The organism is Streptococcus infantis (assembly GCF_015546995.1).
Lineage (GTDB): Bacteria > Bacillota > Bacilli > Lactobacillales > Streptococcaceae > Streptococcus > Streptococcus infantis_J.
Window position 1 is genome coordinate 1 of the sequence record NZ_JADMUH010000044.1, and the last position, 1,551, is coordinate 1,551.

General features: G+C 34.9%; 1 protein-coding gene. It reads left to right on the forward strand.

What is annotated here, in order from left to right:
• Positions 1-145: 145 nt before the first annotated feature.
• On the forward strand, positions 146-1,384 hold the full coding sequence (locus I1J71_RS08580; RefSeq protein ID WP_195184455.1) for an IS256 family transposase: 1,239 nt from the start codon (positions 146-148) through the stop codon (positions 1,382-1,384).
• Positions 1,385-1,551: the final 167 nt, after the last annotated feature.

The following is a 1,551-nucleotide window of genomic DNA, read 5'->3' on the forward strand; positions in this document are numbered from 1 at the left end:
TGGGATTTTAAGATAATATGAAGGCTGTGATAACGGATGTTCTCGAGAGTGTAAAATAAACTGTGTAAGTTAAGAGCGTACGACTTAACGATACACAGTTTTTATATGCTTATGATACAATAAAAGAAAGTAGAGGAAATAACATATGGCAAGAATAAAAAGAGATCCAAAAACAGTAGCACTCGCGCAAGAAATCGCAAAACAATTTGATCCACAATCAGCAGAAGATGCAGATGAAGCACTCAAAGAACTTTTTGGTCCGATATTTGAATCGTTGCTCCAAGGTGAGATGAGTCATCATTTAGGATATGAGAATAATAATAAAGAATATAAACAAACGCAGAATCGTAGAAATGGATATGGTCAAAAAACTGTTCATACTACAAAGGGAGATATCACGATAGATACACCAAGAGACCGTGATGGCTCTTTTGAGCCACAGCTGATATCAAAACGACAAAGAGATGTTTCAGGAATAGAAGATAAAGTATTGGCGATGTATGCACGAGGAATGAGTCAACGTGATATATCAAAAACAATAGAAGATATCTATGGATTTTCAATTTCTCATGAAATGGTATCCGATATTACAGATGCCATATTACCAGAACTAGAAGAATGGCGAAATAGACCATTAAAGAAGTGCTATGCCTTCTTGTTCGTAGATTGTATGTATGTGACATTGCGTAGTGGCTATGAGGCGAAAGAATGCGCTGTATACACGATATTAGGCTACGATTTGAATGGGCATAAAGATATCCTTGGATTATGGCTTAGTGAAAGCGAGAGTAAGAATTATTGGATGCAGATATTTGATGAATTGAAAGCACGAGGGATAGAAGATGTTTTCTTTATGTCGATGGATGGAGTTAGTGGACTGGAAGAAGGAGCCAAAGCAATATTTCCTAAGATCATTGTTCAAAGATGTATCGTACATCTGATCCGCAATTCCATTAAATACGTCCCTAGTAAGGATTATAAAAAGTTCACACAAGAATTAAAGAAAGTATATGGGGCACCAAATTTAAAAGCGGCAGCGGCAGCCTTTGAATCTTTTTGTCGAACATGGGAACAGTATCCTGGAGCTATTGAAGTATGGAAAAGGAACTTCAAATTTGTAGAACAATTATATGATTATGGAAGTGATGTACGACGTATTATGTATACCACTAACGCGATAGAGTCGATCAATTCAAGTTTTCGCAAAGTAACGAAAAAAGGCGCCTTTCCAAATGAAAACGCCTTATTCAAATTATTATACTTACGCTGTACAGAGCTAGAAAAGAAATGGAATAACGGAACCATTCGCGATTGGTCAAAAGTGTTGAATCAACTTATGGTTAATGAAATTTTTACATCTCGTATTGAAAAATATCTTAAATAGATGTCTTAATCAATTTTACTTACACACTTTTCTTGACAAACCTGCTACCTTCCTTAATTTAAAAATTTTACACATTGTTATCGACGAGCCTAATAGATGTTTAATTATTTTTTTATGGTGCACACTTTTCGTGACAAACCCTAAATAGTTAAATTTTAGATTTTTTG